General features: G+C 38.6%; 8 protein-coding genes. 4 read left to right on the forward strand and 4 right to left on the reverse strand.

From position 1 onward, the window contains the following. The first annotated feature begins 12 nt into the window (after window positions 1-12). Window positions 13-1,488, forward strand: a complete 1,476-nt coding sequence (locus AC25Y6_RS18535) for an AMP-binding protein (protein WP_488144051.1) — start codon at window positions 13-15, stop codon at window positions 1,486-1,488. A 23-nt stretch (window positions 1,489-1,511) separates the two neighbouring features. Here AC25Y6_RS18535 and AC25Y6_RS18540 read toward each other — a convergent pair whose 3' ends face one another. After that, window positions 1,512-1,805: a HesB/YadR/YfhF family protein gene (locus AC25Y6_RS18540; protein ID WP_488144052.1), complete on the reverse strand. Its 294-nt coding sequence runs from the start codon at window positions 1,803-1,805 to the stop codon at window positions 1,512-1,514. 38 nt (window positions 1,806-1,843) lie between these two features. Further along, entirely contained in the window at window positions 1,844-2,446 is a 603-nt protein-coding gene (gene plsY, locus AC25Y6_RS18545) for a glycerol-3-phosphate 1-O-acyltransferase PlsY (protein ID WP_482102563.1), read from the reverse strand. 305 nt (window positions 2,447-2,751) lie between these two features. Here plsY and parE point away from each other — a divergent pair, with 305 nt between their 5' ends. The 3 genes from parE to AC25Y6_RS18560 all read left to right on the forward strand — a co-directional run bounded on the left by parE (window position 2,752) and on the right by AC25Y6_RS18560 (window position 8,493). After that, window positions 2,752-4,728 carry a DNA topoisomerase IV subunit B gene (gene parE, locus AC25Y6_RS18550; RefSeq protein ID WP_482105977.1) on the forward strand — a complete coding sequence of 659 codons (1,977 nt, stop codon included), beginning with the start codon at window positions 2,752-2,754 and terminating at the stop codon, window positions 4,726-4,728. Beyond that, window positions 4,725-7,154: a DNA topoisomerase IV subunit A gene (gene parC, locus AC25Y6_RS18555; protein ID WP_488144053.1), complete on the forward strand. Its 2,430-nt coding sequence runs from the start codon at window positions 4,725-4,727 to the stop codon at window positions 7,152-7,154. The genes parE and parC overlap by 4 nt, the downstream gene beginning before the upstream one ends. Window positions 7,155-7,272: 118 nt before the next feature. Then, the gene (locus AC25Y6_RS18560) at window positions 7,273-8,493 is read left to right on the forward strand and encodes an MFS transporter (protein ID WP_488144054.1); all 1,221 of its coding nucleotides are present in this window, start codon (window positions 7,273-7,275) and stop codon (window positions 8,491-8,493) included. A gap of 1,166 nt (window positions 8,494-9,659) precedes the next feature. On the opposite strand, the gene AC25Y6_RS18565 is transcribed toward AC25Y6_RS18560, so the two are convergent. Further along, window positions 9,660-9,782, reverse strand: coding sequence for a hypothetical protein (locus AC25Y6_RS18565; RefSeq protein WP_482102567.1), 123 nt, complete (start codon window positions 9,780-9,782; stop codon window positions 9,660-9,662). Window positions 9,783-10,937: 1,155 nt separating this feature from the next. Beyond that, window positions 10,938-11,669 (reverse strand): hypothetical protein, encoded by a 732-nt coding sequence (locus tag AC25Y6_RS18570; protein ID WP_482102568.1) that lies wholly within the window; start codon window positions 11,667-11,669, stop codon window positions 10,938-10,940. Between the last annotated feature and the right edge of the window lie 529 nt (window positions 11,670-12,198).

Raw genomic sequence — 12,198 nt, forward strand, 5'->3', positions numbered from 1 at the left:
GGGCGGAGACGTATGTTCACAAACCGTGGATGGATCATGAAAAGAGCCGCTCTTTCTCCTAATCGGACTGCACTAGTAGACGTCCATACTGGAGATAGCTGGACGTACGCAATGCTTCAACAGCGAATAGTTCATTGGGCATCTTATTTCAAAAGACAAGGATATAAAAAAGGGGAACGTATCGCAATTATTGCGCCGAATAGCTCAGAGTTGTTCGCCATTCTATTTGCATGTGAAATGACAGGTTTACTGTATGTCCCACTAAATTGGCGGCTTAGTCGTTTTGAACTCGTCACTCTGCTTACTGATTGCTCCCCCTCAATACTTCTGTACCATGAGCAGTTTAAAACGGTAATTGATGAAATGCGTTTTCCTAATTCAGTGCCACTAATTTCGATTAACACTGTAGACTATCAAGATTTCAAGGTAGAACAACTGATAGGTGAAGACCCATGGATGATGATCTATACAGGAGGGACAACAGGGGTTTCAAAAGGAGTCGTCCTTTCAGCTGACGCTGTCAATTGGAATGCGCTGAACACTATTGTCAGCTGGGGATTAACAGAAGAGGATATAACGATAAATTATATGCCACTTTTTCACACCGGAGGCATGAATGCACTTAGCATACCTATTCTCATGGCTGGCGGCACGGTAATTGTCGGTAACTCATTCGATGCAGAGGAAGCCTTGAGCGCAACTGATACATACGCTGCAACAATTTCACTTTTCGTGCCGACGATGTATCAGTCTATGATTCTCACACACTATTTCCGACAGTCTTCTTTTCCTACTATGAAAGTGTTTTTATCTGGCGGTGCTCCTTGCCCACAGACGATTTATCATGCATTTCATGAGAAAGGATTAAAATTCAAAGAAGGGTACGGACTTACGGAAGCAGGCCCAAATAATTTTTACATCCGAAGCGAAGAAGCTTGTCTGAAAATAGGATCTGTTGGTAAGAGCATGCTATTCAATTCCACAAAAGTATTGAATGAAGAGATGAAACCTTGTGGTATAGATGAAGTCGGGGAATTATTTATAAAAGGACCCCATGTTTTCAGTTATTATTGGCGGAATCCAACAGCAACGGCTGAAACGTTAGTTGAGGGATGGCTGCGTACGGGTGACCTTGCCAAATGCGACAGTGATGGCTACACCTATATTGTCGGAAGAAAAAAAGATACTATTATTACAGGTGGAGAAAACGTTTATCCACAGGAAGTTGAACAAAGCCTCGTGCTGTTTGATGGGGTCAAAGAGGTGGCTGTCGTCGGGGTAAAGGATGACATATGGGGTGAAATCATCGTTGCATTTATCATCATGGCAGACGGATACCCTTTCGATTGTGACGACATTACCATGCACTGTAAAAAGTTTCTTGGATCATATAAAATCCCCAAAAAAGTAATTGAGCTAAAAGAATTGCCTAAAACACACGTCGGAAAAATTAATAAAAAAATACTACAAGAGATGGTTGAAAAATAATAAAAGCGTGAGGCATTATGCCTTCACGCTTTTTCGTACAAATAAATAAGTTCATGCAGTTTAGGATCCACTTTGACATGCAAGTCATGTTCAGTGAAATACCATTTGTCACGGCTTTCAATATAGTAGTGTACACTGTCGTGCTCCGTTTCAACTGCCACTTCGTCAGGTTGTTCTTTTGTCACGCCGAGGGAAAATCCCGGTTGTAGTGAACTGGATCCTCCATATCTTGCAAAAAAGCGGATGGCATCACCAGGTTCAACCTCCATCTCTTCTTTAAACCATAATAGCGCTTCGTTCGACAAAATAATCTTCATTGGAAACACCAACCTTTTCCGTTACTGCTTTCATTGTATTATAACCACTTCACTTTTGGCTCGGTTCCAGCCTTGATACGACCAATATTCGCTCGATGTCTATAGAAGATGAAGGCACCGAATAGACCAATCATTACCATCAGATAAATATCACCTGTTCGGAAGTAGTAAAAAATGCTGTATAAAAAGCCTACCACAGATATAATCATTGACGATAAGGACACCATTTTCGTTACTTTCAAAGCGATGAAAAACGTTACGAGAACAAGGATAAAAACGGGCCATTCGTAAGCAAGCAGCACACCGCCGGATGTCGCGACAGCCTTGCCACCTTTGAAATGAGCGAAAACGGGATACATATGCCCTACAACCGCAAGTATTCCCGGAATAAGGGGATGGACTGTAATGCTGTCGAAAACAGGGAGTAGTGGTAACAGTGCAGCTACCGTCCCTTTTAAAATATCGAGAATTGTTACGGTAAGTCCCGCTGTTTTACCGAGTACACGGAAGGTATTCGTGCCACCTAAATTCCCGCTGCCTAGTTGCCGAATGTCCGTTTTGTAAAAAAGTTTCCCGACCCAGAGTGCTGAAGGGATTGAGCCGATTAAATAAGCAATTACTAAAAGTATGATAAGTTCCATTGTGTACTCCTTTTTTAATTTGTCTATGTATAGACCTAGTTTAGCAGAAGCGTGAAGTTGCGACAATGGGCTTCATGTGGAGAGTAGAGAATTGGCAAGCCAAGTTAAGAGGTCCAGTCAGATTTCGAATTTCCGGGTCTCGTACAGCCGATTTCCGTAACTAACAATTTCCTGTCTTCATTGCAATAAAATGCTTTCTTCTATACAATTAATTGAGCAAGCTTCTGAAAACGTTGATTTGACAACCTTTAAAGGAAGCGGTACGATCATATAAAAGAGAACAGTTGTTTGATGGAGGTTGTATTTTGACGAAAAAACAAGAAAACTATACGTATGATGATGATTCAATCCATATACTTGAAGGTCTAGATGCTGTACGAAAACGTCCCGGTATGTACATCGGATCTACCGATTCTCGCGGGCTTCATCACCTTGTCTATGAAATTGTGGATAACGCGGTAGATGAAGCGCTAGCTGGGTTTGGTAATGAGATTGATGTGACACTTCATACAGATGGCAGTGTCAGTGTACGCGACTACGGGCGTGGTATGCCAACGGGGATACACTCTTCTGGAAAACCAACGACGGAAGTTATTTTGACAGTTCTTCATGCAGGAGGAAAGTTTGGTCAAGGCGGTTACAAAACGAGTGGCGGACTTCATGGAGTTGGTGCATCTGTTGTAAACGCTCTATCTGAGAAATTGGAAGTGACCATTTTTCGTGACGGAAAGAAATTTCTTCAACGCTTTGAAAATGGCGGAAAACCGTCTACAACGCTTGAACAAATCGGAACAACACGTGAAAAAGGGACACTTATCCATTTTAAACCAGATGCGACCATATTCTCAACTTTAAAATATCATTATGAAACCATTAGTGAGCGCTTACGCGAGTCCGCGTTTCTGTTAAAGGGCTTGAAAATTGAGATAAAGGAAGAAGGTACGGACAAACACGATATCTTCCAATATGAAACCGGAATTGAGGCTTTTATCACTTATTTAAACGAAGAGAAAGATGTTCTACATGAGGTCGCTTATTTGGAAGGTGAGTCAGATGGAATAGAAGTCGAGTTTGCATTCCAATTCAGTGACGGTTATTCGGAAACAATCCTTTCATTTGTCAACAACGTCCGTACCAAAGACGGTGGAACACATGAAACAGGGGCAAAGACAGGAATGACTCGAGTATTTAATGAATATGCGAGAAAAACCGGATTGTTGAAAGAGAAAGATAAAAACCTTGAAGGCTCGGATATTCGTGAAGGAATAGCCGCTATTGTGTCGGTACGTATCCCGGAAGAGATTTTACAATTCGAAGGGCAGACGAAAGGCAAGCTAGGTACGAGTGAAGCACGTGGTATCACGGATTCAATTGTATCTCAGAAGCTCCTTTATTTTCTTGAAGAAAATGCTGATTTAAGTGCATCCCTTGTTCGTAAAGCAATCCGTGCGCACCAGGCACGTGAGGCGGCAAGAAAAGCACGGGAAGATGCGCGTTCAGGTAAGAAAAGAAAAAGATCGGAAACACTTCTATCAGGTAAACTGACACCTGCACAATCCAGAAACGCTGCGAAGAATGAATTATATCTTGTCGAAGGGGACTCGGCCGGCGGTTCAGCAAAACAAGGACGAGACCGAGTTTTTCAGGCTATTCTTCCACTACGTGGTAAAGTGCTCAACACTGAAAAAGCGAAACTGGAAGATATTATGAAAAACGAAGAAATCAATCTGATCATTCATGCAATTGGAGGCGGCGTAGGTTCTGACTTCGAAGTCAAAGACATCGCTTACGATAAAGTTATCATCATGACAGATGCAGATACAGATGGGGCTCATATTCAGGTACTGTTACTGACATTCTTCTACCGTTACATGAAACCGCTGATTGAAGCTGGAAAAGTATACATCGCTTTGCCACCACTTTACAAAGTATTTAAAGGGACAGGGAAGAGCGAAAAATTTGCATACGCATGGACGGAAGGCACCGAACTTGAAAAAGCGATAGAAAAAGTAGGCAAAGGGTATATGCTGCAACGATACAAAGGACTTGGGGAAATGAATGCCGATCAGTTATGGGAAACGACTATGGACCCAGGAACACGTACATTGATTCGGGTAACTATTGAAGACAGTGCTATAGTTGAGCGACGTGTGACGACACTTATGGGTGATAAGGTAGAGCCTAGGAGACGCTGGATTGAAGACAATGTCGATTTTGGTATGGAAGAAGACCATAATATTTTGGATAATGAATTTTTACATGTCGAGGGGGATTTTGAATGACACTAACGGAACGTTTCCAAGACCTACCGTTGGAAGAAGTAATCGGTGACCGATTCGGGAGATATAGTAAGTACATCATCCAGGACCGGGCATTGCCGGACGCGCGCGATGGTTTAAAACCTGTTCAGCGGCGTATTTTATATGCAATGTTTCATGAGGGAAATACGTATGAAAAAGCATTCCGTAAATCAGCAAAGACGGTCGGAAATGTCATCGGGAACTATCATCCCCATGGCGACACATCTGTCTATGAAGCGATGGTGCGGATGAGCCAAGATTGGAAATTGCGTCATATGTTGGTTGAAATGCAAGGGAATAACGGTTCAGTAGATGGTGATTCTGCAGCTGCCATGCGGTATACAGAAGCACGTCTTTCTGCTATTTCGGGAGAAATGATGCGAGACCTTGGAAAAGAGACAGTCGATTTCATACCAAACTTCGATGAAACTGAACCTGAACCAACTGTCTTACCAGCAAGATACCCAAACTTACTCGTCAATGGTTCAACAGGCATTTCCGCAGGCTATGCAACGGATATCCCGCCACACGCACTTCACGAATCGCTTGACGCAGTCCTAATGCGTCTAGACAATCCGGACGTTACGGTTGATGAATTAATGACGGTTATAAAAGGACCTGATTTTCCGACTGGCGGTACGATTCAAGGGACGAGCGGTATTAAAACAGCCTATGAAACCGGAAAAGGACGTTTCATCATTCGATCGAAATCGTTCATCGAACCGTTAAAAGGTGGTAAATCGCAAATCGTTGTGACGGAAATTCCATATGACGTCAACAAAGCGAATATGGTCAAGAAAATGGACGAGCTACGTCTGGATCGTAAGCTAGACGGAATCGCGGATGTCAGGGACGAATCGGACCGGACAGGTCTTCGGATTGTTATCGAGTTGAAAAAAGATATCGATGGCAACGCTATTTTACAATACTTACTAAAAAATACAGACTTGCAAGTGACGTACAACTTTAATATGATAGCTATCTCTGGGCGCAGACCAACTTTAATGTCGCTACCAATGCTATTGGACGCCTATATAGGACATCAGAAAGAAGTTATTACACGTAGATCTCGATTTGACATAGGACGCGCACAAGACCGGCTACATATCGTAGAAGGGCTTATGAAAGCTCTATCAATTTTGGATGAAGTGATAATAGCGATACGTGCATCTAAAGATAAACGCGATGCAAAAAACAATATTATTTCGAAATTCGAATTCTCTGAAGTACAAGCTGAAGCAATTGTATCGCTACAGCTTTACAAACTAACGAATACTGATATTACTGAGTTGCAGCAAGAAGATACCGAACTTCGGAAACTTATCGATAAGCTCGATGCAATTTTAAAAAGTGATAAAAAGCTATCTGCTGTCATTAAAAAAGAACTTCTTGAAATCCGGAAAAAGTTTGCTGAACCGCGACGTTCTGTAATTGAGGAAAAAATCGAAGAAATTAAAGTCGATTTAGATATTCTTGTACCAAGTGAAGAAGTGATTGTGTCGGTTTCGAAAGACGGCTATATAAAACGCACGAGCGTTCGTTCTCATAGCGCTTCAAATGGCTCGGGACACGAGATGAAAGAATCTGATTACACGCTATTAGAAGCGCCAATGAACACGCAACATCATCTTTTGCTGTTCACATCAGCTGGGAACTATTTATATCAGCCCGTTTATGAGCTGCCAGATATTAAATGGAAAGATCTTGGGCAACATATCTCAAGTATCATTCCACTTGGGCAGAATGAAACGATTGTTGCGGCAATTGGCCTTGAGAGTTTCGATCAAGAAGCGTTAATTGTAACAGCATCTCAAAATGGGTTAATCAAACAATCAAAACTTGTCGATTTCAAAGTCCAACGCTATTCCCGAACATTTAAAGCGATGGGGATTAAAAAAGATGATGTAATGATTGATGCGAGACTTGTCAAAGGAGACGAGGATGTCATTCTATTCACAGAACAGGCATACGCTCTTCGTTTTCCTCTTACTGAGTTATCCGTAACAGGCATAAGGACTGCCGGCGTGCGTGGCATTAACCTTAAAGAGGCTGATAAGCTTGTTGCAATGGAAATCAATCAAGATGACGGATCTTCTGTTTTAGTTGCAACACAGCGCGGTAGTGTGAAAAGAATGGGCTTGAAAGAGCTTGAAAGTGCTTCAAGGGCACAACGTGGTGTTGTTGTTCTTAAAGAGCTAAAATCAAATCCATACCGGGTTATCGGGGCCTTATTGGTGAAAAATGATGAGATTATTGTTTTGACAACGGAAAAGGGTAGTAAAATTCCTATCGTAGCGGGATCATTGCGACCTGTCGACCGTTATTCAAATGGTAGCAGCATAGTAGATGAGAAAAAAGAGGGTAGCATAACAATTATTTATAAAGACCCTAAAGCTGAAATCGAATAATTTACTGTAAAAGTCATGGGAGTATATACCCATGACTTTTAATTTGTCCTAACGTATACTAATTCGATAAGCGAAATAAAGGTCTGATTTAATATCATTAGGAGAACGGGGATAGTGTATGTGGAGAAATCGTAATATTTGGATTATCTTAACAGGAGAAATGATTGCTGGTTTAGGATTATGGACGGGGATTATCGGTAATCTTGAGTTTATGCAAGAAAAAATTCCTTCTGATTTTGTTAAAGCCTTAATTATGTCGGTTGGTCTACTCGCGGGAATTATTGCAGGGCCACTTGCTGGTAAAGTTATTGACCAGTCGAGAAAAAAAACTGTACTTCTCATATCTGGAGCAGGCCGTTTACTCAGTGTAATCTTTATGCTCATCGCGATTTCAACTGGATCTGTTTGGTGGATGGTTGCATTTATGATTAGTATTCAACTATCTGCTACTTTCTACTTTCCTGCACTGCAGGCGACCATTCCACTTGTTGTTAAAGATGATGATTTACTCTCTATGAATGGCTGGCATATGAACGTTGCAACGATTTCTCGAGTTCTTGGAACCGCTTTAGCTGGGTTAATGCTCGTTTATTGGTCGCTCGCGTCGCTTTACTGGATATCGATGATAGCCTATGGAGGGCTTCTATTATTCACTATGATGCTTCAGATCGATGAAGGGAAGGGAACAGAGGCCGAGGTCAAATCGGTTGGGAACAAAGGTAGTTTCATGGAAGTTTTTCCTGTATTGAAATCATATCCTGCGGTTGGAATGACGCTCATAATGACGCTGATTCCATTGCTTTTTATCGGATCATTTAATTTAATCGTTATTAACATTAGTGAAATACAGGAATCTTCATCTATTAAAGGACTTATTTATACATTTGAAGGGATAGCATTCATGGTCGGAACGGTTGCTGTTAAATACATATCGAACAAATGGCGAACGACGACAATCCTATTTTCCTTCGCATCCTTGGTAGCGGTAGCGGAATTCATGCTTTATTTTACAGAGAGTTTGGTTATTGTATTAAGTGCTTTTGCAGTACTAGGATTCGCTCTAGGTTGTTTTTTCCCAACAGCAATGGTCATTTTCCAAAAACAAATGCCAAAAGAGTACCATGGTCGATTTTTCTCATTCCGTAATATGTTGGAACGGGTTATGTTCCAGGTAGTTTTACTGACAGCGGGCGCGTTCCTAGATATTATTGGATTGCAGTCGATGGTGATTGTTTTCGGAGTTATTAGCTTAAGTTTGACGGGAATATTCTTTATCCAGATGAAAAAAAGAAATATCATATTAGAACAGCCCAAAAAACCGCAAAAAGTATGTAACTAACTTTTTGCGGTTTTTTTCTGTTTTATATAGAGGTTAGTAATACAATGAAGCCGATTTAGATGAAATAACTTTATATATGTCTGAATTCGGATTAGAAACAACCTAAGGTCAAGATGGTCGTAATTCAATTGCTTAAAAAAGTGGAAATAAGGTCATTACAAATTTTAGTTGAAGGATGGCTTTATTGCTAAAAGCTAAAACCGGACACGAGGTTATTAATTTATTGTATTTGAATTAGTGAACAACAGAGCTAATCATTTTATAGGATCAAACACGATTGTAAGTATTACTGGAATTATTAATACACAAATCAATATATCTATATTTTTAGAGGTTTTTCATCATTTACAAGAAACGCTAATATTAATAAATAATACACTATTTTTCGTTTTATCTCACTGTTTCAAGTATACTTACATAATGATACGCAACTTCCGATAATTTATATTATGTAAACTAAAATATTTTTAAATGAAAAGAGGTCTGTTCTTAGCCCTCTTTTTTGTACGAAGACAAATAACTAACTAATTCACGAATGTTCATGGCGAGAATAATTTTGATCAACCTTTTTACTTTGCCTTCATTTCCGGTTGATCAAGCTATCCTCAATTCATATACTGTTATTTCGCAAATGGTTTCTCGTTCAAATTCATCTATGCTATAACATTCTGAACAACAATCGATCCATATTCCAACTGCATCCATTGCCGATATAACATAAAGTCGAAAACGGATTTTTGCTGCTTAAGTGGCGTTTTTTGTACCTTTGCGCTATTTCTTTTGATAAAAGTCATTTAAGAAGCTTTTTTAGAATGCTCGGCCCCCCTTCTGAATCCTAAATAGTCTACACAAAATCACAATTATTAATACAAAAAAGTACATCACTAGGAACAGTGATGTACTAAGAAAAATACTTGATAAACCAATTTATATAGGAGGTTTTTATATATATGAATCGTTTAAGTAGGAACTATTTTCTGAAGATATAATAAGTTGCTAGTTTACCTTCACAGTGGATAGTCCACTCTTTGGGTGTTTACCCTACATAATAAATCTACGCAAAAGCGTTAAGAAGAAACTAATTCAAATTATTTCGAGCAAAATGAAATTCGACTATAAATAAAAAGCTCAAGCTCTTATCCATCTACGGTAAACAAAGAAAGTTCTCAAACATAATACGAAAGATATTTGTTACCTTTCATATTCTTATAAACTTCTTTTGCTTCTTTTTCCGTGTCGAATTCAAACATTTTAATTCTAACTTCTGCGTATAGGGTAATAATCCACATATATACTGCCTCCCAATTATTTAAGCAAGACCATAAGCAAGCTCAAAATTTTTCTTTTAATAATTTGCATTAAAAAAGGTTATGATTCTATCTCACAGACACACCCAACTCTTACACTAGAGAGGATTTGCAACATAAATAAAAGGCTTAGATTGGAATTGATAAATCTTTTGTTTTAATCAGATAGATTGGTTATCCAGCTTGAAAATGGATAACTTTTTTCTTCTCACCACAAAGTAAGCAATTGAAAACAATCTTTTTTTTGTACCTCATTCGCAATTCGCAAATTTCAACGATGCATGTTCATCCCGATATGTCCATAAATGCCTTATAATCGGGACAGGATTTTAGGTTTCATTCATGCTGTGTAAACCTCTGACGTCGTTATAGAACTTATTTAATCACCCCCTTTCAGTTAACAATTGTTACACTTATCCATTACTGTAATTAAGAGTATAACACTATGTTTTCCGAAGATACAGCGTAATCTGAAATTAAGTGATCGTAAAGGTGAAATGTCAATCAAGAAGCTCACTACTCAAATTATTGTTTTTTCACTGCAATAAAATTATCTATTGAAAAACAATAATACCTAACAATATTACATATATTGTGAAATAGAACTCCTTTTATGCATCTCAAGTTATTCCAATATGTCACTAGTGTTTATTTCCAATCGTTATTTTTTCTGCTATCAAACTACAGTGTTGTATATCAAAGATTTTGTTAACTTATAATAGCTTCAGTGCCTTTATTATAATCTGTTTATTCAATTATACATCATCAATTGGAAATTAGGAGGAAAAGTTATATGTGGATTTAAAAAATCATTGATACAGTGAGAGGTTCGTTTGAAGTATTTGTGAAAGGAACTGGTGAACCTATTTGTGTAGCACACTTATATAGTGCCTACAATAATAATTGAAATACGTTTGCCAATCCATTTGCTCCTAACCTAGTGAATACTGATATTCATCAATGCAAGCAATATTATAATTAGTGTTCAAACACATGATTTGAGTAGGTAATATTATAGCTAGTCCCCTACAAGGGATCGGCACCGGGATAAATAAAATCCATGCTTGATTTAATAGCTCAAGCATGGATTTTTAATGTTTTAATGACAAAGACGCTGTACGTAAATGAATGCGAAATTCAAACCATTTTAATAATATAGTGTAGATATTTACGAACTTGAGTGATTCGTTCAGTCAATGAAGCCGCTACAATCATGAGGAATTGCTCACTCTCCTCCGTTTTATATAATTTGCGAACAGTTCTTCTTTCATCGGGCCAAAATCCAACCAACAAATTTGTTTCTTCCATTTCGCGTGCAATATCGTATAAATAGCCATTAGATGGAGACCAGCCAAACAAACTATTCAATTGCTCCTGAACCTCAGCCATATAAAAAAAATTTCGATCTAAGCTAAATCGTAATGTCATAAATCGAACAACATCTTTGACGGATAACAGCTTTGATATAAAAGGTCTAAAGTCTTCGTGTAATGGCTCAACTTCTATTTGCGGTGGCTGGCCATTTTTGGTTAGAAAATAATAGAATCGATCTATAACAATAGATACTTCCCTAAACCTATGCGCATAAATTGTTTTGTATTCTTGAAGACGTTCTTTTCCTTTGTCAGTAATTTGAAAGAACTTTTTACGACCTTCTGTTTGAGATCGAAGAAAGCCGTTTCTCTCTAACGTGTTAGCAGTACGTGCAACGTACTCATATGAAACTGAACGTCCTGGGAAATCCAAGTTAAATTGTTCATAGAGAGCTCTTGAATAATTTTTCCGATTAAAGAGACTCCTTAATAAAAACATAGATAGAGTATCTCCAACGCTAAAACCGACTGCTTGTTGAAACGAAGGTATCTTCATACTGAACACTCCTAATATTTTTAATAATCATACACCTCGCTAGTTCATATATCAAGGTATATATGCGTTGCAATATGTACCACCTTCCCTCTATTCCTTCCATTATGTAAACTGTGTCTTGACACTCACTTGAATAGTTGTTCGGGAATACATAATAATATTAGAGTAAACTAGTTGCGAGCTATATGTTTATATATGCACTAGCGAGGTTCATTGTAAACGGAATATATACATGGTTAGCAATTTTACTAAAACTCACGGAAATTCCGCTAATCAAAATAATAGACTTTAAAACTAATTGGGTATTTGCAATTAAAAGTTATAGGAAAAGTGCTGTTTTACAGTTATAGACTTTGGTTATGGTAAATAAAAATGGGACACGTTCGGGATTCTGTCTGATAAATTAAATTAATAGCCGACTTACTAAAAAACTTGATAAATCAAAACCCACACCCTGCTTTATTTAAGCTGGGTGTGGGTTTTATTGTGCGCCCGGCATGGGCTATAACTTGGTGGTGAAAGTCCACTA

This window comes from Sporosarcina sp. Y1004, from assembly GCF_057669665.1.